Origin of the sequence: Pseudoalteromonas prydzensis (genome assembly GCF_011050055.1) — a bacterium.
GTDB lineage: Bacteria > Pseudomonadota > Gammaproteobacteria > Enterobacterales > Alteromonadaceae > Pseudoalteromonas > Pseudoalteromonas prydzensis_A.
Genome location: NZ_DRGM01000049.1, coordinates 74,587 through 94,857, shown reverse-complemented (window position 1 = coordinate 94,857; position 20,271 = coordinate 74,587). Strand labels below are relative to the sequence as shown.

The window sequence follows — 20,271 nt, the reverse complement described above, 5'->3', positions numbered from 1 at the left end:
CTAGGGCTGCGCATATTACGCTTTCCTATTTTTTTGTCAACACTTAAATTTAAACTTTCTAAAAAATCTAAACTCAAGTTTTACTCGACTTACTAAGTAGCTGATGCCCCGCTATGCGTTGCGCTCTGCCGTCTCAGTGGGGTCGAATTATAGGGAGTAGAGATTTTTACGCAAGCGTTTTTTAAAGAAAACTTCAAATAAAGTGCTGTTCGTTCAAAATTCAAACCAAACACTACAAAAGAGATACTTTTTTAACTTCACAATAACTTTATGCAGTTATAAAACGCAAAAGCCCGATGAAAATCATCGGGCTTTTGTTGAATAACTTTACGTATACTTAGATTAAGCTATACCATATTGCTCACGATAGGCTTTTACAGATGCAAGATGCTCGTTCATAGACCCTTTCGTTTCAAGGTAGCTAATTAGATCTGCCAGTTTGACTATTGAAACAACTTTAGTGGCAAAGTCACGTTCAACTTCTTGAATAGCCGATAGCTCTGCTTTGCCTCTTTCCTGACGGTCTAAAGCTATTAGTACACCACTTAAATCTGCACCATTTTCAGCAATGATTTCCATAGACTCACGAATTGCTGTTCCAGCAGTGATCACGTCATCTACTAACATGATTTTGCCTTTTAGCTCAGCACCAACTAATGTACCGCCTTCACCATGTGCTTTTTTCTCTTTGCGGTTAAAGCAATAAGGCACATCTTTATTATGATGATCTGCAAGTGCTACTGCGGTAGTTGTTGCAATTGGAATACCTTTATAAGCAGGGCCAAATAAAACATCATATTCAATACCTGCATCTTCAAGGGCTGCCGCATAAAAGCGACCTAAACGAGCAAGGTCACGACCTGTATTAAACAACCCCGCATTAAAGAAGTAAGGGCTAGTACGGCCAGATTTTAAGGTAAACTCACCAAACTTTAGCACCTGTTTTTCTAAGGCGAATTCAATAAACTCGATTTGATAATCTTTCATTACTATAAACCTATTACTTATTAAGCTAATGCTTGTTTTTGCACGTCAATGATTTCACGGATTGAATGCTTGGCAAGCGTGAGTAACTCATCTAGTTCATCAAACGAGAACGGTTCGCCTTCTGCGGTGCCTTGAATTTCGATGATTTTACCGGTTTCAGTTAGAATGACATTCATATCTGTTTCAGCGTCAGAGTCTTCTAAATATTCTAAATCTGTAATTGCTTGGCCTTTATAAACGCCAACAGAAATCGCCGCAATCATAAACTTAAGTGGGTTTGAATTGATCATACCTTTACTGCGCATATGAGTAAGTGCATCGACTAATGCCACACATGCGCCACTGATTGATGCTGTACGGGTACCGCCATCGGCTTGGATAACATCACAATCGATAGTGATGGTATTTTCACCTAACGCTTTTAAGTCAACCGCAGCACGAAGAGCACGTGCGATTAAACGTTGAATTTCCATTGTACGACCGCCTTGCTTGCCACGCGCCGCTTCACGGCCATTTCGAGTATGGGTTGAGCGCGGTAACATACCGTACTCAGCTGTGATCCATCCTTTACCTTGGCCTTTCATAAAACGCGGTACACCTGATTCAACAGTGGCTGTACAAAGTACTTTAGTGTTACCAAACTCAACCAGCACTGAGCCTTCAGCATGCAAAGTGTAGTTACGGGTAAATGTAACCGGTCTAATTTGGTTAGGTGTTCTTTCGCTTGGACGCATTAACGATCCCCTTAATTCATAATTTTACGTATTATAAGTCGATGTGTACTCAGATGCCATGCTGATTTAAACAAAAGCCAATTGTAAAATTCTCAGCAACAAAAATTTCCGCTAGAGCTTAGACAGTGTTACGGTATAATCACGTTAAAATTGTTTAAATAAAACTAGGAAACCATCCATGATCCACAGTATGACTGCTTACGCGCGTCGCGAAATTAAAGGCGATTGGGGCACCGGCACGTGGGAAGTTCGTTCAGTTAACCAACGTTACCTTGAAACCTTTATTCGCGCACCTGAGCAATTTCGTGGCATGGAGCCGGTAATTCGAGAGCGCCTGCGTAAACATTTACAGCGCGGCAAAGTCGAAGTATTTTTAAAATTTGTGGCGAATCCAGCACACGTTGGTGAGCTTTCTATTAATGAAGCATTAGCAGCACAGCTAATTAATAGTGCTAAGTGGGTGCAGCAGCAAAGTAATGGTGACATTAACCCTGTTGATATTTTACGCTGGCCTGGTGTTATGGAAGCTGAAGAACTCGATATGGATAGCGTAAACACGGCGCTTATTGCAGGTTTTGACCAAGTAATTGAAGATTTTAAAGCAGCCCGCGGTGATGAGGGTGCAAACCTTGAAGAAATGATCGCCACTCGCCTTGATACAATTTTAGAGCAAGTAGCCGTTGTAGAAACCCACATGCCAGAAATAACGAAATGGCAGCGTGAAAAGCTCAACCAAAAGTTAGAAGATTTAAAAACCGACATTGATGAATCTCGCCTAGAGCAAGAGCTTATCTACCTTGCACAAAAACAAGATGTGGCAGAGGAGCTCGACCGCTTAAAGTCACACGTAAAAGAAACTAAAAAAATCCTTAAAAAAGGTGGTGCTTGTGGCCGTCGTTTAGATTTCATGATGCAAGAGTTTAACCGCGAAGCGAACACCCTCGCCTCTAAATCAATCAACAGTGATATTACCAATGCAGCGGTTGAGCTTAAAGTATTGATTGAGCAAATGAGAGAGCAGATCCAAAACATCGAATGATGTTTCAGGCTGTTTCAGAATGTTAAAATAACCAATAAAATCTATAGCTTATGGAACTTCATCGTTTCAACTTGTTACCACAATTTGCTCTTAGTTACGTAAATGTGGTGACAGAAATGGTGACAGATTCTTGAAAAATCTGAAAGCTATCCTAAAATAGTAGGAACCTGTCACCACTTCACGGATAAGAGGTTGAAATGACAGCAATAATTACAGTTCAAAAAATTAAGAGCCTTATCAAAGATAAGGCCGTAGGAAAATACGCTATCTCAAATGGCTTATACATTCGTATAAGCGATGAGGGAAGCGCTTTTTTTACGATTCGATACAGTATTTATAAAAAACGCAAAGAAATGACTCTTGGAAAATTCCCTGAGCTCTCCCTTGCTGAGGCTAAATTACAAGCGGCTCAAATTAAAGTTGATATTAAGAATGGAAATATTGACCCTTTAGCTGAAAGAAAACGGCTTGATAAAGAAGTAATCAACACAGTGAATGACCTTGCAGAAGATTGGTTAAAAGACTGTGAAAAACGTTTAAAGCACCCTAATATCCCTAGACGTGTATATACAAAAGATATTGCCCCGTTTGTAGGTGAGCTATCCATACAGCAAGTTACACCACGAGATATTAGAGCCATTATTCAACATATAGCTGAAAGTAGCCGACCCACTATAGCCAATGATGCTTTAATGTATTGCAAGCAACTTTTCCGTCATTCCATTAAACTCGATTTACGTACAACGAATCCAGCCGAAGCTTTTACATTATCTGACGCAGGTGGAGTCGAACAAAGTCGAAGTCGTGCTTTATCACTTGAAGAAATCAAACAAATCTTTTTATGTTTTCGAGAAAACCATAATCAGTTTACACGGGATAATTACCTTGCTACTGCTCTGCTTATTGCACTGGCTGTACGAAAAGGTGAACTTATAGCAGCTAAATGGGAGGAATTTGATTTTCAAGCAGAGCTTTGGCATATCCCCCAAGAAAGAAGTAAAACAGGCCGAGGAATCTCTGTACCATTAAATTCAGTAACAATTGACTGGTTACAAGAATTAAAACTACGAGCATATGGTTCGCAGTACGTTTTCCCTAATAGACGCTTAAGTAAACGCTTTGGGCATATAAGTCCTGACACTTTAAATGCTGCTATTCAAAAACTATTTCGTGAAGAAAAAATGCCTGTAGCCCATTTTACTGTACATGACTTACGAAGAACGTGTCGAAGCTTATTAGCTAAAAATGGAATCGCTGGTCATGTTGCTGAACGTTGTTTAAATCATAAACTCAAAGGTGTGGAAGGGATTTATGATCGTTATGATTATCTTGATGAACGCAAATCAGCACTGACTCAAATAGCCGATATGATAGAGCCACTTATTAATGTAAATATGAGATAAAAATATAGAGCAACTTTCAAATAAACGTATAAATATGGGTAAAACAACTAAAAATTTTAAAATGAACATTTTTTTAGGTAAATTTTACCCCTTTGTATTGCGCATTTTTTATATTTTAGAAAAAAAGTCTAATAATTTAATGTTGAATTAATATCTGCTGAGTATAATTGCTGAGCCTAAGACGTCTGGCAATTATATATTTCTAACTTTTTTTAATGGAAAAAGAAACATTTCTTACGTCTATTTCTATCGACGTATACCAACCAAGTAATGGTCAAAAAACTTGAGAACGTTCGAAAGTTTTTTATGACTTATTGAATTTAAATACGAAACAGATCCAATGAATCATCAAGATGGTTCGCTTGTATGCGAAAGATGGAGGGTCTTTACTTATGTTATAAGTAAAGTTGAAAACATTTTTCTTAAGTAACTCTCATTGTATTGCTGTAAAAATTGTACATAAGCTGCTGAGTTAAAGCGCATTTAAATTTTAATAAAAACGATATGATTCGATTTATTTGAATGATGAATAACTGGTTTTTCCAACGTAAATTATGCAAGAAAATAAGCACTTCTCACAAACAAAGACACATCTATATTTCTTGAAAAACATGAAGTTGAAAAAGTGAACTAATAAAGCAATTAGTTTACTCTGAAATACGATCAGCGAAACCAAAAAATGCCATTGTACTGCTTGATCCACATTGAGATATGTCGAAAGAAATCGCGAGATTTAAAGAGTTTTCAAACAAAAAAATAGCAGATAGATTAGTGTATATAGATCCGTCTTTAAGCTCAAATGCGTACCCGTCAATTAATCCTTTTAGTTTTGTTGATACACATGACGATAGTATTAATCTCATGACGCAAGAAATTATTAAAATATTCAATGTATTGCTCAAGTGAACCACTACTACGAGTCAAATGAACGCAATTTTGTACCCATGTGTCAGCACTCTACTCAGGCGCAGAAATAGCTCACTGATCGATTTAAAACGATTTATGAATGATGATGAAAATTCAGACCTGATAAAGCATGGATTACAGCTAGAGAATCAATTACATCGCAGCTTTTTCTCTCAAAAATTTAAAGCTAAATCACTATCAATCAGCAAACATGCTATAGAAATGAGGCTGCAAGTATTACTCAACGATCCAATACTACAACGATTACTCACTTGAACTGATTCAATCGACCTTGAAAATTTAGTACAACAGAAGAAAATCATCATATTTAGACTGCCACTGTGAGAACTCGGAAGTGATAGCGTGGAAGCCTATTGACGTTTTATTGTTGCCCTACTGCGTGTTATAGCTCTAAAAAGAGCCAATAAAGTACAATCAAAAAGAGTTCCCACTTATCTATTTATTGATGAGTTTCATAATTTTATATCACCAGATCTCGAAAAAGCTTTAACTCAATTACGTAAGTACAAGCTGTATCTTGTTCTGGCGAGTCAATACATAGGACAATGTTGAGATAAATATCTTCAAAAAGCATTACTGTGAGTATGAGTAATTATTGCCTGACAAAATGAGCGAAAAAGCAGAAAGGCCATTGAAGATGAAACAGCAATACCAGCGAGTGAAATAGAAAACTTGAAACATTGAGAATTTTGGATAAAGTCATCAATGGCATTACCGTTTAAAATTAGGGTACCAAGCTTTCTTTTAAATAATGCTCATTCAATGCCTTATACGCTATGGAAACAAATACGTAAGATTCAATTATCAAAATATTATTTTAAAAAAATAATTAACTTTGAGCCAAATAGGCTCACTAAACACATTGATCTTTCAGGTTTATCTCCTAAATATTAACGCATTGAAATCAACTCTAGCTCAGAGCTACGTTTTAGAAGCGTTAGCCATATTCCAATACCTTACATCAAAGCAACTGTGTACTATTTTACCGAATGTAAGTATCTCAACGGTGAATCGTTATTTACGTGCATTAAGGAAGATAGATAAGCCTCTAGTGACAGGTTTACAGTTTGGTTTTATGCCATGAAAGTGACCTCTTGCTCCAGTGTATTGCCTCACACAAAGGTGAGCCAAATGGCTTGCTGAACAATGAAAATATTCACTAGAAAATATAAAACGACCACTCGGGCGAAGTTGTTTCTTTGCTGCTGATTATTACCATCGTATAGCGACTATTGATTTTAAAATATCGTTTATCAAATGGATAAGTAGGCAGTGATATTGATTGAATTTCTTTCATTGTTATTTTGAACGCGAGTGAAGTAATAACTCATCGAGTTGAGTTACCTCTAAATCTAAGGCTTCACTAAGCGCCTGAGATTTACAAATAATTCCTGATGCAATTATTGGCTATAGTTCACCAGAGTGAAGCCAACTTATTCTCTTTGAGCAACATATGGGCAATGATGCCAAAAGAGCACTCAGGCAAATACAGTGGCATTGTTTCTTTTTGTCACTCTGAGTGGTAAACAAAAAATATGGCTCACAGAAAAACAGTTGTATTTATTACGTATTTGAAAATAAGTCGTGTATGGATTCGGTGATTCGTAGACTAGAGCAAGTGAGTTGATTTGCAAAATTTCGACCGCACTTTCGCTTTAAAACAATGCAGGATAGCTTAAGTATCTTGGTTAGCACGTAGCTCTTTGTCTACCAAATCGACTAACTCAGCAGGTGAACACTCCAATACTTTTGCCATATCAAATATGGTTGAAAGTGTCGGCTGAAAAACACCTTGCTCAAGTTTAGAGACATGTGCGCGATCAATATTAGCTTCGAGAGCTAAGCTTTCTTGCGACATCTTCTTTTTACCATTCTTTCGAACATCTCTTAGCACTCGGCCAAAAGCTATTTTTATATCCAATGTTCATTCCAAAGAACTTTTTAAAAGTATTGGAATATTCAATTTTTGTGGTGTAAATTACCACGGGGTAAACCCCTCAAAAATTAATAAGGATGGATTATGAAAAAATTAACATATTTAATAGCGATTCTTTTTGTATGTTTTACTTCGGGTTTTGCATTTTCCGCAGAACAAAAATCAGCCTACGAAATTGATTATGCAAAATTCACTTATAACCAAATATTGACTGATTTTATGTATGATATTGAGCCGAAACTCATTAAGTTTTACGACACATTAGAATTAAGTGACAAAGATAAAGTATGGGCTTTGGAAGGTATTGCACTTGGCTTGGCAAGTAACAATGTATTTAAAAATTTACTTACTGATATTGAGGAAGTTGATCCTGATGCTACGTCAGTTTTCACTCAACTCCCCAAAGATGAATTTTCAAATCTGCATCTCTTAGCTGAGCACTTTCAAATTAAAAAAGACTACAAACAAAAGTACGGTGTTGAATTAACAAAAGAAGAAGGTGAAAAAAGCCTCAGGCTATATAGGGCATTATTCGGTAAAGATTATAAATAATATTAACTATAAATCAGATGGAAAAAATGGGGGAACAGCTTTTACAAGCTGATGTGCAAAAACAAGAACGTTTAAGCATAATCAAATCATTATCTTGAAAACTTGATACACAATTGTGAGATAGTTCATTACATAGTCTATGAGACAAATACATACAGCAAATTAAGGAAAATTTAGCTGAATGAAGTCAAATAGATACAGAAGTAAAAAGCTTTCAAGTACGTTTAGCTTGATTAGAAAAACTTGCAACATTTGAAAAAAATGACTGATATTTGCCTTTTGTTGAATTACTTAAGCACCAAAAGATATCAGCGCTTGACTCATTGTTCCTCACAATAAGTCAAAGTAGGGAATCAGCTTCGTACATAGAGATGAACTGATTCCCTACGAATAAAACATCTATTAGCCTTTTTAATCGAGAGTTTTGAACCGAGCTTTCAGCTGATATTGAAATGAATAAAAAATTTTCTAATGCAGATGAAGCCTGCGTTGAACGATTTGTACAATTGTATGATCAACTTGATCACAATGAGCTTGAAGGTACGCAAACACTAGAACTATTAAACAAGCTCAACGATTGAGATACTTCAGCATACATCGAGCTAAAAGAACTTCTTTTAGAAAACCCTCATGAACTACAAAAGCTATTACTCGCAGCTAAAAAAGCTGATTCACTAAATCCTGAATCTCGTGTTTTCCAAGAATTAACACTCACACTGATCGATATAGATCCTAGTTTTAGTGATAAAATTAGAGCGTTTGAAGAAAAATATTCATCAAGTAAATCGTTAGAAACCAGCTATTTATTATCGCTTTCTGGTAGCAATATCAAAAAGGAGTGAAGTGCCCTATTATCTCGCGGTGAAGAAAATGAAATTATCACGATTGATATGTGACAAAATCCACCTTCTAGAAAAATTTCACTCGATAGTGATTCATACGCGATAGACTCTAATTTCCCTCTCGCAGATTTACACAAGCCTGAACTGGAATATCAAAAAGCCTACATGGATACTATGCCTAAAATAAGAGCTGCATGATTTTTAAAAACTATGGCTGTTCAAGAGCATATCAAAGATCTCTCTGAACATAGAGCTGGACTTAATGAGATAAAATCAACACTAAAATTGTGTTATCAAATTGATGTGTCTTTTATAGAAAATATAGACGATCTCAAAACAAGTAATCTTGATAGCTTGATGCAAAAATTTCAAAATACCCTCGATACAGCAATGGAAAAATACAAAACCTGACTAGATATTGCTATTCAAGCCAACAGAGAGAAAGTAAAAGAGCAAGATAGCAAAAAAAGATGAATCCTTCGTTTTGTTAAGTGAATTGGTTTTGATTTAATTGATAAGCAGATTACTGACTCACTAATCCAAGAAGTAAAAAGTAACTCGTTTGATGTTCAGGGCTTACACTTAGACCCAAACCGTCTTGATATTGCCAATGGAATGTTTGGTGAAAGCCCTAGTGAAGCTGGATGAACAAGATGGAAGCAAAACCTCATTGAGTTTTATAACAAAATGATCAGCTGAAATCCTGATGAACCTTTATCTGTGGAAGCTCATATTTGAATGTGAGGAAAAGCAGAAGATAGAACTCAGATGCAATACTTGTTAAAAAGCCACTGACTGATTAATGAAAGTGGGAGTTTTAATAAGAATAAGGCAAGGAAAAATTTATCAGTAAAAGCAGAATAACTTGATCGAATCTATTACTAATAGCACCAACTTTAAATGTTTAAGGTTTATATGGTTTTAGTAACATTCTGATGATAAATTGACCTAATAATTAATAAAAATTTAATTGGATAACTAGGACATCCCTTATGGCAGATTTACAAGAAAGCAAAATAAAAAATAGCACTATTACATGGCAACCAATTGATACTGAACAAACTACACCTAAAGATATTTACTCTTCTTGGTGTAATTCTAATTTTTTGTTCAAAGAAGAAAATATTGAAAATCAAATTAAGGGACTAAGGTCACCTCAAATTGGAGGTATTTTTGCTGCATTAGGTTATGAACGTTCTGATAGTAAATCTGCCGCAACATTAGTTATGCCTACAGGAACGGGGAAAACTGAAACCATACTCTCTATTGTGGTAGCTGGGCACTTTAAAAAGACACTAGTTATTGTTCCATCGGATGCATTACGTGAACAAACCAAAAATAAGTTTGTTCAACTTGGTCTTTTGCGAGAGTTAGGCTTAATTGGTGACACTGTTGAAAACCCTGTAGTTGCTACAATCAAGCATGGAGTAGATGATCTAGATGATTTAGATAAATTACTAAAAGCAAATGTTATTGTAGCTTCCGCTTCGGCATTGTCTAAATTCACGGATCAATTTTTTTATAAATTAATTGATAATTGTAGTCATCTTATAGTCGACGAAGCTCATCACGTAACAGCAGCAACTTGGGCAAGAATAAAATCAAGCTTTGATAATAAGTCTGTATTTCAATTCACTGCCACACCATTTCGAAGTGATGGTTCAAGGGTTGAAGGGAAAATAATTTTTAACTATCCATTAAAAAAAGCACAAGAAGATGGATATTTTAAACCTATAGAATTTCATCCAGTTAAAGAGTTTATAGAAGAAAATGCAGACAAAGCTATCGCAGACAAAGCCATAGCTCTTTTAAGAGCAGATCTCAATGCAGGTCTAGACCATATACTTATGGCAAGAGCTAATACGATAACAAAGGCTGAAGAAATTTTTGAAATTTATGCTCTAGAAAAAGATTTAAATCCAATCTTAATAAATAGTAAAGTTAAGAAAAAAGCAGAAGTTTTAAAAGATATTATCGATAGAAAGCATAAAGTTATTGTTTGCGTAAACATGTTAGGCGAAGGTTTTGATTTGCCACAATTAAAAATATCAGCCATTCATGTCCCGCATAAAAGTATTAATATAATGCTTCAATTTACAGGTCGTTTTACACGAACAATAGCAGATGTCGGTGACGCTAAATTTATTGCTAATATAGCAAACCCTAATGTCAATGAAAGTCTAGAAGAATTGTATAAAGAAGACTCTGATTGGAACTCCTTAGTAAGCGATATTAGCTCTCGTAAAATTAATGATGAACAGGAGTATCAAGAGTTCAGAGCTAAATTTTCTAATTCGAGTAAATTATTAGATCTAGGTTTAAAGCCTAGCATTAGTACAACGATTTATACAATGCAACATGCGACATGGTCACCTGAAAGATACCAACTATTTGCAACTCATCAAGCTCAAATTTCTGATTATATTCTAAATGATGAAAAAACTATGTTAGTTTTTTCAGTAAAATCATATATACCAGTTGGGTGGACAAGCTCAAAAGAGTTATTTGATGAATCATGGGATTTATATATTGCCTATTATGATCAAGTTAATGATCTGCTATTCATTCATTCATCAGCCAAAGATGGAATGGTAAAGAGGCTTGCTAAGTTAATTGCTAAAAATTCTTTTCAAATAAAAGGAGAGCATGTATTCAGATCTTTGGCTGGCCTTAAAAGATTAAAACTTCAAAATGTTGGATTGAATAAAAACAAGAAAGGCTTACGCTACTCAATGCACACAGGTACTGAAATTAATGAACAAATCCCTGATATAGAGGCAAATAGAGCAATAAAATCAAATGTTTTTGGGAAAGGTTATGAAAACGGTCAATTAGTTAGCTTAGGATGTTCTTATAAAGGGAAGATTTGGGCAATGGATAGCGATTCTCTAGATAAGTGGGTTGCTTGGTGCAATCAAGTTGGTACAAAAGTATTGGATGATACAATTGATACGAATCAAGTTATGAAAACAGCAATGCAAACGGAAGAATTATCTGAATACCCCACGGTTGTACCTCTAACTGTTGAATGGCCAGTAGAATTACTCAGAAAAAATGAAACTAAAGTCACCATTCACTCTATTGGTTGGCAAGAGAATTTAATTCACTGTGAATTATTAATTGCCAAAGAACAAGATGATGATTCGAAAACATTTAATATTGTTTTAAAATCGCAATATGGTGAGATAATCATCACAGCAACTATCGTCTCTCACGGTGAAGTTAACTTTAGTTCCAACGAAAATGTTGAGATTAAATTTGGAGAACAATCATATCAACTTACTGAATTCTTCACCGAGCACCCCCCTACGTTATTTCTATGTGATACGTCTGTTATAGACGGTGGTTTTAGATATTACCCTAATGAAGAATATGCATATAGGTATGACAAAAATAATATAGAGTGTTGGGATTGGACGGGTATTGATATCTCTATTGAGTCACAAACACCTGAAAAAATTACTAACTCAATTCAATATCATACAATTCAAAAGTTAAAAGATAATTATGATTTAGTATTTGATGATGATGGAGCTGGAGAGATTGCAGACATTGTAGCGATAAAAAACATCGATGATAAAGAACTGGTTATTGATCTTTTTCACTGTAAATATTGTTCTAAGAAGAATGGTATAGCAAGTCCAGGTGCAAGAGTTAGTGATGTATATGAAGTCATTGGTCAAGCAGCTAAAAGTATCAAATGGTTTGGTGATAAAGAAAAGTTAATCATACGATTGATGGACAGGGAACGTAAAAGGTTACAACAAGAAAAGCCATCAAGGATAGACAAAGGCCATTACGAAAATTTAGTCCATCTAGCTAAAGTTGCTCGATACTCTTCTTTTAGGCTTGGTGTCGCAATTGTACAGCCAGCTATTTCAAAATCTGTAATATCGGATGATCAGCGTTCTATTATAGGTGCAACAGCTGCTTACATTGATGAAATTAGCGGTGTTAAATTAAGAGTTATTACCAACAACTAGGTGTTTAGATAATCATAAAGTTCAGTAATTATATCGGTTGACCCTGCGAGTCAATAACCGATTTTCCTACGTACCTTGTAAAATAACGGTTCTTTGACTTCTTGCGTCATACCGATGTTTCAAAATCACTTTATTAATTAATTTCTTGAATTATGAGAAATACAGTGAGTGAATTACAAGGTTACTTTTGCCCATTTGGCTCTTTAGATATTCGTGCTGTTTGTAAAATTGGTGACGATCTTGATATGAGTGAAAATGAGTTATTTGATATCATTAATGATTTTCGTGAAAGCATTGGCTCTGAAAGTTGGGACAATATTGATCCTGTATATTGAGTTCTTGACCATGTGATGCAAGAAGCTAGAAGTAAGATATCTGAGGTAACTGGGTATGATTTTGTTAATGACTTTACAGGAGCTTGAACTGAAATATATGTACACGGTAATTTCATGTGTAGTAGCTTTGATTACTCTGAAAATGCAGTTGAAGATCTCAAAGATAATATTTCAATGGATATAGCTGAATTAGTTGAAGATAAATTCTGCAAATATCTATTCGAGCAATTAAATATTTGATATGGGAGTTAATCCCATATCAAATAATACTATTGTGTAGAAACAACATTCTCATCAGTTAACATTTTTTTATCGAATTTATCAGTTAATATTTTCTGATTTAGTTTCATTTCATTGAGTATCTCTTGTTTCTTAAAAATAGTAAGAACCTCTTCAAAAATCCTAAAAGCAGTTAATAAATCATCTTCATCGACACCATCGGAATGCGTGCCTTCATTTCCAACTAATCTTAAAGTATCAAGTAGATCAGCTTCCAAAGGGTAAGTCTTTTTTAACTTTTGAATTTGGTGGGCTAATTTAGCATTGCCACCATTCAGCTCTCTACAAAAATGCTCAATAGCTCTACGTAGTTTATTTGCCGAAGAATTGGTGTCTATATGAAAATAACTAAATGCACCTAGTAACTCTAATTGAATTTTAGTAGGAACAGATGAATCAATTTTGAATAATGGTATTGGAGTCGAAAAGTGTTCAATCTTATAAATAGGCACTAATTGAACTTGATCTTGTCTAGTTTTATTATGAATTTGAGCTAAGCCATTGACTGCGACATTATCACCACAGCTTTGGCAAGACATAAATGCAATAAACTTATGAAACTCATAATTAGGTTGATTAAGTCGAGTGAAAACGAGTCCTGCACCAAGAAGAACCCCTAAGAGTTTATTCTCATCATACATTTCTTTAATGGTATTTTTTTGCTCAGATATTTCCTGACTTAGCTTATTTTTAACTGATTGAAAATGTCGTGAAGGAGCTGATTTCTCATAATTTTTAGATAATGCACGGCTTTGAACGCTGTTTTTATCTATTGTTAATTCTACTTCGTGACAAAACGGGCATGGCAGTTTCGGATATTCATTTAGTTCAACAAAATCACTAATACTTTTCCATAATTGGCTGTTCAATTTAATTCCTTTTTTGAAGTACGAATAAGCTGATTATATTCTAATTATAAGCTTTTAGATAATAATTTTAAGTAACCCATATGCAGATAACAGAGTTGTTAAATTGATTTAAAAAGTACTTTTTAGTGGCTAAAGGAAATAAAGCTAAAAGTTATAAAAGCGTATTGAGTACTCTAAACATACTAATGCATGATCTACCTGATAAAGATGTAAAACAATATACATCAGAGCTACTAGAAAGTTTTTTGATCGCTAGAAGTAAAGATCGCTGTTGGTCAGCAAAAACCTATAGAAATCAGTGGCAAAATCTTAAATCATTTTTTACATGGTGTTCAGCAAAGGGTTACATCAAGAAAAACCCTGTTATTGACATTCCAAGACCGAAATTAGACAAGGCATTACCAAGGTTTATTGAAAATCAAGATGTGAAAAGTATCCTGTTTTCAACAGATTCATATCCGTGGAAATACAAGCTTGAACGCTCTAGAAATATAGCTATCATTTCAACACTATTATTTTCTTGAATCAGGTTGCAAGAATTATTAAATCTTACAATAGCTGATGTAAATTTAGTCGAAAGTGAAATCTATATTAGAAAAGGTAAGTGAGGTAAAGATCGAATTATTCCTATTCATCAAATGCTTCTTTTTAGGTTAAAAGACTATGTTAATACTCGAAAACTATTACTATCACCTTCAAATTGGTTTTTTACCAGTGTGAGATCGCACAAGCAACTAAGTCAAAAAAATATAGCTTACATGTGCGATAAGATTAGAAAGGCTTCAAGAGTTTATTTCTCACCACATATGCTAAGACATACCTTTGCTAGAATGGCCATAGAGGCGGAAGTTAATCTTTTTACAATTAAAGAAGTACTTTGACATTCAAATATTAGTACAACACAAAGGTACTTATCTATTTCATTAAAAACTCTAAAAAAGCAAATTTGTAATGTTGATTTTTTAATTTGACACTAAAGAATTTATCAATAAGATGCTTTCACCCGATGGTCACTGACTATCATTTTGCAAACAACGACTTTATCGTTAATTTTTGGCTAAATAAAGGGAAAAAACAGGCTGTATTTCTACGACTGGTGTTCTCATAACCCGTAGACCACAGGTTCAATTCCTGTCCCCGCAACCATTTAGAAGAACACAAAGCCAAAAAACAACAATAAAAACTAGCAAAAATGAGAGCCAGTGATACTCGGGTATAGCCCGATGACTACTGGCTCTTTATTTTGTTATTTTTTTTGCTATGAAAAATATTGTAGAACTTCATAAAAAATTCCTTGTGTATTCTGAAATATTTTCTGGGTACTCGCCTCGAACTATTAAAAGTTTAAAAAGTGAATTTTGATTGTTATTAAAATATAGACCTATTGAGTATATTGAAGAGTTGAACAAAGAGTTTATCGAAAACTTTATCATTCACTGAAAAATCGATAGGAAATGGGCACCCAAAACCATTAAAAATCATATGTGTTCATTAAGCCTTTTCTTAAAATGGTGTGTAAATGAAAAAATTATTGATGAGAATCCTATACTTTGAATTCCAAAACCTAGGATACCCAAAAGGTCAATGAAATGACTTCCTCAAGACCAAGCATCAAATCTGATCGAATACGCTAGAAATATGCCGACACAATATCAATTTTACAAAGCAAGATGAGTTGCCATTATCTCAACATTTATATATACCGGCATTCGATTTTCAGAATTGAGAATGCTCAAAATGTCGGATATTGACCTTAAAAATAGAACGCTATTTGTACAGCAATGAAAAGGCGCTAAAGACAGGATAATACCAATGCCTATATCATTAATAAGCTCATTAGAAAAATACCTAGAGCATCGAATGAGGCTCAATAGAAAGTGTATTTATTTTTTTACTTCAAGTCAGAGTGATACTGGCATGTGTTACAACTCATTAAGAACGTATATCACAAAATTAAAGCAATATAGCTGAATTTCGTTTTATGCTCATAAATTACGTAGAACCTTTGCCACTTTGATGCTTGAGTGAGGTTGTGATCTATACGCTCTTTCTAAGATGATGTGACACAGTGATATTTCAACGACCGAAAAGTACTTAAGCGCATCAGTAAATCACCTGCATAAGCAGGTAAATAAACATCCGTTGAATTTTTAGTCACGTAATGCCCTTATAATCCAATAGTTTAATACGCCTCATTTAATGAGTAAATTAAATAGCAGAGATAAAAAATACCCCTCAAAAAAGCTATATAACACTATAATTTCTAATTTTTCTATGTAATATTAGTAATTGAGCTTAAAGATTAAGCTCAGGATAATTATTATTATCTTAGGTTATTTACGATCAAAAGGAGTTTTAATATGAAAAGATCTTTACGAATAAATGCCTTTCTATTTGGATGTTTCTCTTTGTCCGCTTTTTCAGCTTTTGCAAACCCTGAAGTTGAATCTAGAATTCAGAGTGCTATCTCTGAATATACAACACAGCAATCTGTTAAAAGCATAGATTACCCTTACCGTTGCAGGGAACTCGAATCTACTGCTTACGAGTTAGTTAATCCAAATGAAATAAAAATTGTAGATAGATTTACGGTGTCTTATGAATGCCGTAATAAACTTCAATCATTTCATGTGGTAAGAAACGATTCAGGCGCAACATATTACGTTTACCTTACCGACTCAAATGGCACAATAGTCAGGACTGGACGTTATGGTGTATCGTCTTATCCAAGCGCCGGAGACTACTTCTGGGTAGTAGAGAACAAAGGTGGTGGAGATGGAAGTGGGCGATTCAAATCGGAAACTCGTCACTTTAGATAAAATTAAGAATTAACGTAAAAATAACGCCATACTGCTGGCGTTATTTTTTATAATTTACACTTTTTTATCCACTAAACTGCTGCCACTTTTTTTCAAAAACTCAATAGCTTCTAACTGTAAATTTTCGATATTAGATTGCGTAAAAATTGTGTCTATCGCTTGTTTAGACTGATTGGCATATATTGGTGAATAACGGTAGGTTTTATTGTCCTGCTTGGATAGCTTTTCAGATTCTTCAGTGTACTCATTTACATACTGCTGCATATCAAGCTTTGCATTAGGAGCTAATTTCCCCGTTGCCATACGTACTTCTAGGGACACTCTAAAATTACTTAAACCTTTAATAGATTCATCATTTCCCCTACCTGTTTCACTCGACAGACGGGTAATATCAGCGATCAAGCTAGTAAACTCTTGAGGTGAAATATTACTAATATCGAGCTCTTTTACTGCAAGTAAAGCGTTAAAGTCACTGCGCTCAGTCTGCATCCCCCCGACAGATGTATCTGATTTGTTTGGAACTAATTCTTCGCTTTTAGAATGGCGATTAACAATAACTTGCCGATTATTTTGCTCTAAGCTTTGGAAGTGAGCTGAGGGGTTTCCTAAACCGCTTTGTATTTTCATAAATATTCCCTATTTAACAATTGGTACCTATTTCATTATCGGCCTCAAACATAAAAAGTTTAATATAAATTAACAAATTTATCCTGAAGCTAGTTTAATTCTTTGAATTACTTGAAGAGCAAAATTATCTTATTCCAGTCAAAACTTCAGCTTTTCCATCACGCAACCGAATATTGTAATTAGAATAGGAAAATGAAGATAAAATCAACATTTCGCCCCAAGAACGCATTCACTGAGAAAGTATAGCCGAATACATTTTTATATCCATGGACGCCGCCCTCATACTTGAAGGGAACAGTTATTTATACGAATAGCACAGGAATATTTTTAGCGAGAATTAGGGCTGCGTGATTCCACGATGGCTTTTGATTATTGTTATACATTATTTACTCCAGCTTGGCAGATTTGTATCTTACATCTAATGTTATAGTATCTTGAACTTTGCTTTTTATTTTCTGTAAGTTCATTTTAACTTTTATTGTAATAGTGATAACAATATAACAAGAAACTCAACCACCTTAGCCTTAATAGCTGACAATCAATCTATTAGGTGATGAAATAGTGAATACAATAAACTTAGAATCAATGCAAAACTAACCCTGTTACATAACAACAGTCTCAGGGCCAGTTTAAAACTGTTTAGAATAAACGTACTATCTTAGATTTGAATAAAAAATCTTCTCCAACAATAAGTGGCTTGTATGTCATTCCGTTCGAACTTAACTTGTTTGCCTGTTCAGCAATTGCAGAGCCAATACCTTCTGGAATGTTGTTTACTTTGGCATATGATGTTGGCAGGCTGAAATCAAGCACTTCCATAGAAGGAAGAGTCAACCAAGCGTGTAAGCTTACTTCTCCTTCAACTCCTGTTTTTAGCATTTCAACGAGAGATTCTTCGGTTTGTTTGAACATAGTTGAGTTTTTAAATTCAACATACCCGATAGTATAAAAAATTGGGCAGTCAAAAAAATCCGTAAATACTTGCTTTAATCTATAGTGTAGAGATAAGCACTGTCCAACGATTTCTTTCTCTGTTAACAGCCCCATTTCTTTTTTAATGACTGTAGCAAGTTCTATTGGATTTGTCTTTTGAAGAAAACTCGAGCTATCACAAGAACCAACATCTGGTACGGTGAGACCAAGCCTAGAACTTCTTTTTACAGCTTCAATAAATTCAGTTTTATACAAATTAATTCTCCTTTTATTAAAACTAATAAATAAGGCTAATTTTTATTTATTCAAGTAGTAAAAAAGAATTCATAATGTAGTTCTCTCTTTTAGTCCAATCAATAGACTCTAGCTTTAGGTTTCAGTCTTGTTCATCAGAGCGTTTACCCATTTGTTCATTTTACATACTCACGCAGTGACGATATCAGTGAAATGAGAAGTGAAATTATAGTGTTCTTGTTAATTTTATGGGTTAAAAATAATGCGAAAGTACATTAATGTGTCTATGCTTTAATACAGTAGTAGCAAGATTGCAAGTTGGTAACCAACTATACCAATTGCTCTCTTGCTAGGGCTAGCCCTAGAACCCATAAGGGGACTCCCCTTACCCCCCAAATCTTTAGATTAACACCTAAACTAATTTGAGGAAGCATACTGTTGGTAAGTGCAAAGAGAAAGCAATATTTAGATGACTATGTTGATCAGCGAAAGCGAATCAACATAAGTCTATCTGCTGATGAGTTTACTAAAGTGAGCTATCTTGCTGATCTCAATCACACCAAACCAACCTCATTTATCGCCCAACTGGTTCAACATCACCTAAATAAATCCCCGTTTATTTCATCCCAACTGCAAAATGAAATAAAAGAAATGAAATATTTACTGCGCAATGTTGCTAATAACATTAATCAAATTGCCCATCGTTCGAACACATTAAAAGTAATGGTTGATGAACGTGATTTATTAATGGAATTAAAAAAGCTTGAAGATGGCATAGCTACCTTTATTACAAAGGAAGCGAATAAATGATTATAAAGTCGATGAGTCGTAAAAGCCGAAGCTTTTCGCAACTCTACCATTACATGAAAAATGGCTCATCACAAAATAGTGAATATGATTTTTTCACTCAAAATATTTATGCACGAAAAGATAAAGATATCGTTGCTGAATTTTCAGCAAATGCTCAAAAAGTACGATCTCGAAAAAATGGCAATTATCTATTTCATGAAATCATTTCTATCACGAAATCATCACAATTAACTCTAGAGCAAGAAAAGCAGCGACTTTTTGATATTGTTCAACGATATGCCCAAAAACGCTGTGAGCATAATCTAGTAACAGGCTATTTGCATGATGAAAAAAGTAACAACGTACATTTTCATTTAATGATCAGTAGTAATGAAATTGACTCATCGAAAAACCAGCGTTTAACCAAATTCGAATTTGATAAAGTTAAAAAAGAAACAGAAAAATACGTCATTGAAACCTACCCAGAACTTGAACAAGATATTCTTTTAAATGCGACTCATGAACAAAAAAAGCAAAAGCAATCAAACAAGGCTGGTGAAGTACAACGCAAAGGTGGGCGACTTGAAAAGAAAGAAAAAGTCACTCAAACACTCCGTGATATTTTTTCACAAAGTCGATCAATGAATGATGTTTTTACTTCTTTAGCTGAGCAGAATATTGAAATGTATAACCGTGGAAATACTATTGGCTTTATAACCAACTTTGATAATAAAAAGTATCGCTTAAAAACACTCGGATTAGAAGAAGCCTTTACTCAAATTGAATCTCTCTCATCACAATCGAAACACAAACAAAAAGATGAAAAACCATCACCTTCATCGAAACAAAGCGATGATAAATCACAGACTAACAATGATGAAGTAGAACGTAGAAAAGCGCAGGTGAATACACAGCGCAGTAATAGAAAAGACAATGACAACAAACAAAACAATAATGATTTTGAACGCTAACTATTTATAGGT

The 20,271-nt window shown here is 34.5% G+C and carries 19 protein-coding genes; 13 read left to right on the top strand and 6 right to left on the bottom strand.

Annotated features, from left to right (window positions below):
- Nucleotides 1–342: 342 nt before the first annotated feature.
- Nucleotides 343–987: an orotate phosphoribosyltransferase gene (pyrE, locus tag ENH88_RS04785; protein WP_304180258.1), complete on the bottom strand. Its 645-nt coding sequence runs from the start codon at nucleotides 985–987 to the stop codon at nucleotides 343–345.
- A gap of 20 nt (nucleotides 988–1,007) precedes the next feature.
- Nucleotides 1,008–1,721, bottom strand: a complete 714-nt coding sequence (gene rph, locus ENH88_RS04780; protein ID WP_304180256.1) for a ribonuclease PH — start codon at nucleotides 1,719–1,721, stop codon at nucleotides 1,008–1,010.
- A 178-nt stretch (nucleotides 1,722–1,899) separates the two neighbouring features.
- On the opposite strand from rph, the gene ENH88_RS04775 reads away from it, so the two are divergent.
- From ENH88_RS04775 to ENH88_RS23180, 3 genes are all read left to right on the top strand, one after another.
- The gene (locus ENH88_RS04775; RefSeq protein ID WP_304180254.1) at nucleotides 1,900–2,760 is read left to right on the top strand and encodes a YicC/YloC family endoribonuclease; all 861 of its coding nucleotides are present in this window, start codon (nucleotides 1,900–1,902) and stop codon (nucleotides 2,758–2,760) included.
- 197 nt (nucleotides 2,761–2,957) lie between these two features.
- A complete protein-coding gene (locus ENH88_RS04770) occupies nucleotides 2,958–4,163 on the top strand; it encodes a tyrosine-type recombinase/integrase (protein ID WP_304180252.1) in 1,206 nt (401 codons plus the stop codon).
- Nucleotides 4,164–5,453: 1,290 nt separating this feature from the next.
- On the top strand, nucleotides 5,454–5,642 hold the full coding sequence (locus ENH88_RS23180; protein WP_414704804.1) for a TraM recognition domain-containing protein: 189 nt from the start codon (nucleotides 5,454–5,456) through the stop codon (nucleotides 5,640–5,642).
- Nucleotides 5,643–6,765: 1,123 nt separating this feature from the next.
- Here the strand turns inward: ENH88_RS23180 and ENH88_RS04765 are convergent.
- On the bottom strand, nucleotides 6,766–7,011 hold the full coding sequence (locus ENH88_RS04765; protein ID WP_304180249.1) for a helix-turn-helix domain-containing protein: 246 nt from the start codon (nucleotides 7,009–7,011) through the stop codon (nucleotides 6,766–6,768).
- 99 nt (nucleotides 7,012–7,110) lie between these two features.
- Here ENH88_RS04765 and ENH88_RS04760 point away from each other — a divergent pair, with 99 nt between their 5' ends.
- From ENH88_RS04760 to ENH88_RS04740, 5 genes are all read left to right on the top strand, one after another.
- Nucleotides 7,111–7,578, top strand: coding sequence for a hypothetical protein (locus tag ENH88_RS04760; RefSeq protein WP_304180246.1), 468 nt, complete (start codon nucleotides 7,111–7,113; stop codon nucleotides 7,576–7,578).
- Between the two features lie 452 nt (nucleotides 7,579–8,030).
- Entirely contained in the window at nucleotides 8,031–8,159 is a 129-nt protein-coding gene (locus ENH88_RS04755) for a hypothetical protein (protein ID WP_304180243.1), read from the top strand.
- A gap of 471 nt (nucleotides 8,160–8,630) precedes the next feature.
- A complete protein-coding gene (locus ENH88_RS04750) occupies nucleotides 8,631–8,831 on the top strand; it encodes a hypothetical protein (protein ID WP_304180240.1) in 201 nt (66 codons plus the stop codon).
- Between the two features lie 581 nt (nucleotides 8,832–9,412).
- Entirely contained in the window at nucleotides 9,413–12,403 is a 2,991-nt protein-coding gene (locus ENH88_RS04745) for a DEAD/DEAH box helicase (protein ID WP_304180238.1), read from the top strand.
- A 164-nt stretch (nucleotides 12,404–12,567) separates the two neighbouring features.
- Nucleotides 12,568–12,738, top strand: a complete 171-nt coding sequence (locus ENH88_RS04740; protein ID WP_304180236.1) for a hypothetical protein — start codon at nucleotides 12,568–12,570, stop codon at nucleotides 12,736–12,738.
- Nucleotides 12,739–13,007: 269 nt separating this feature from the next.
- Here ENH88_RS04740 and ENH88_RS04735 read toward each other — a convergent pair whose 3' ends face one another.
- A complete protein-coding gene (locus ENH88_RS04735; protein ID WP_304180233.1) occupies nucleotides 13,008–13,886 on the bottom strand; it encodes a DUF4145 domain-containing protein in 879 nt (292 codons plus the stop codon).
- Between the two features lie 125 nt (nucleotides 13,887–14,011).
- Between ENH88_RS04735 and ENH88_RS04730 the strand changes: the two genes are divergently transcribed.
- The 3 genes from ENH88_RS04730 to ENH88_RS04725 all read left to right on the top strand — a co-directional run bounded on the left by ENH88_RS04730 (nucleotide 14,012) and on the right by ENH88_RS04725 (nucleotide 16,705).
- Nucleotides 14,012–14,410 carry a phage integrase N-terminal SAM-like domain-containing protein gene (locus tag ENH88_RS04730; RefSeq protein WP_304180231.1) on the top strand — a complete coding sequence of 133 codons (399 nt, stop codon included), beginning with the start codon at nucleotides 14,012–14,014 and terminating at the stop codon, nucleotides 14,408–14,410.
- 96 nt (nucleotides 14,411–14,506) lie between these two features.
- On the top strand, nucleotides 14,507–14,767 hold the full coding sequence (locus ENH88_RS23175; RefSeq protein WP_414704803.1) for a tyrosine-type recombinase/integrase: 261 nt from the start codon (nucleotides 14,507–14,509) through the stop codon (nucleotides 14,765–14,767).
- 1,479 nt (nucleotides 14,768–16,246) lie between these two features.
- Nucleotides 16,247–16,705, top strand: a complete 459-nt coding sequence (locus ENH88_RS04725) for a hypothetical protein (RefSeq protein ID WP_304180227.1) — start codon at nucleotides 16,247–16,249, stop codon at nucleotides 16,703–16,705.
- A 54-nt stretch (nucleotides 16,706–16,759) separates the two neighbouring features.
- Here the strand turns inward: ENH88_RS04725 and ENH88_RS04720 are convergent, their stop codons facing one another.
- A complete protein-coding gene (locus ENH88_RS04720) occupies nucleotides 16,760–17,332 on the bottom strand; it encodes a hypothetical protein (RefSeq protein ID WP_304180225.1) in 573 nt (190 codons plus the stop codon).
- A 639-nt stretch (nucleotides 17,333–17,971) separates the two neighbouring features.
- The gene (locus tag ENH88_RS04715) at nucleotides 17,972–18,520 is read right to left on the bottom strand and encodes a hypothetical protein (protein ID WP_304180222.1); all 549 of its coding nucleotides are present in this window, start codon (nucleotides 18,518–18,520) and stop codon (nucleotides 17,972–17,974) included.
- A gap of 417 nt (nucleotides 18,521–18,937) precedes the next feature.
- Between ENH88_RS04715 and mobC the strand changes: the two genes are divergently transcribed.
- Both mobC and ENH88_RS04705 read left to right on the top strand, forming a co-directional pair.
- The gene (gene mobC / locus ENH88_RS04710) at nucleotides 18,938–19,309 is read left to right on the top strand and encodes a plasmid mobilization relaxosome protein MobC (RefSeq protein ID WP_304180221.1); all 372 of its coding nucleotides are present in this window, start codon (nucleotides 18,938–18,940) and stop codon (nucleotides 19,307–19,309) included.
- On the top strand, nucleotides 19,306–20,259 hold the full coding sequence (locus ENH88_RS04705; protein WP_304180219.1) for a hypothetical protein: 954 nt from the start codon (nucleotides 19,306–19,308) through the stop codon (nucleotides 20,257–20,259). Before mobC ends, ENH88_RS04705 begins: the two co-directional genes overlap by 4 nt.
- Nucleotides 20,260–20,271: the final 12 nt, after the last annotated feature.

Bases quoted from the DNA above. Each gene is read 5' to 3' on its own strand.
- pyrE (WP_304180258.1), bottom strand. From the start codon at position 987: ATGAAAGATTATCAAATCGAGTTTATTGAATTCGCCTTAGAAAAACAG.
- rph (WP_304180256.1), bottom strand. From the start codon at position 1,721: ATGCGTCCAAGCGAAAGAACACCTAACCAAATTAGACCGGTTACATTT.
- ENH88_RS04775 (WP_304180254.1), top strand. From the start codon at position 1,900: ATGATCCACAGTATGACTGCTTACGCGCGTCGCGAAATTAAAGGCGAT.
- ENH88_RS04770 (WP_304180252.1), top strand. From the start codon at position 2,958: ATGACAGCAATAATTACAGTTCAAAAAATTAAGAGCCTTATCAAAGAT.
- ENH88_RS04760 (WP_304180246.1), top strand. From the start codon at position 7,111: ATGAAAAAATTAACATATTTAATAGCGATTCTTTTTGTATGTTTTACT.
- ENH88_RS04755 (WP_304180243.1), top strand. From the start codon at position 8,031: ATGAATAAAAAATTTTCTAATGCAGATGAAGCCTGCGTTGAACGATTT.
- ENH88_RS04750 (WP_304180240.1), top strand. From the start codon at position 8,631: ATGGCTGTTCAAGAGCATATCAAAGATCTCTCTGAACATAGAGCTGGA.
- ENH88_RS04745 (WP_304180238.1), top strand. From the start codon at position 9,413: ATGGCAGATTTACAAGAAAGCAAAATAAAAAATAGCACTATTACATGG.
- ENH88_RS04725 (WP_304180227.1), top strand. From the start codon at position 16,247: ATGAAAAGATCTTTACGAATAAATGCCTTTCTATTTGGATGTTTCTCT.
- ENH88_RS04720 (WP_304180225.1), bottom strand. From the start codon at position 17,332: ATGAAAATACAAAGCGGTTTAGGAAACCCCTCAGCTCACTTCCAAAGC.
- ENH88_RS04705 (WP_304180219.1), top strand. From the start codon at position 19,306: ATGATTATAAAGTCGATGAGTCGTAAAAGCCGAAGCTTTTCGCAACTC.